Below are 214 nucleotides of genomic sequence, written 5' to 3'. Positions count from 1 at the left end.
GTTCAGTTTTCAAAGAACTTTTGGTGGAGCCTAGCGGGATCGAACCGCTGACCTCCTGCGTGCAAGGCAGGCGCTCTCCCAGCTGAGCTAAGGCCCCATAATATAATAAGTATCGGGAAGACAGGATTTGAACCTGCGACCCCCTGGTCCCAAACCAGGTGCTCTACCAAGCTGAGCCACTTCCCGAAGGAAAACGCGCCCGAGAGGAGTCGAA

Annotated in this window: 2 tRNA genes; both read right to left on the bottom strand. The window is 55.1% G+C overall.

Annotation, left to right across the window (positions count from 1 at the left end):
• Nucleotides 1-21: 21 nt before the first annotated feature.
• Nucleotides 22-97, bottom strand: a tRNA-Ala gene (locus tag CN373_RS25010).
• Between the two features lie 15 nt (nucleotides 98-112).
• A tRNA-Pro gene (locus CN373_RS25005) sits at nucleotides 113-186 on the bottom strand.
• Between the last annotated feature and the right edge of the window lie 28 nt (nucleotides 187-214).

Source organism: Bacillus cereus, assembly GCF_002561295.1.
GTDB lineage: Bacteria > Bacillota > Bacilli > Bacillales > Bacillaceae_G > Bacillus_A > Bacillus_A cereus_S.
Note: the sequence above shows the minus strand (reverse complement) of the source record. Positions and strands in the feature narration are given on the sequence as shown.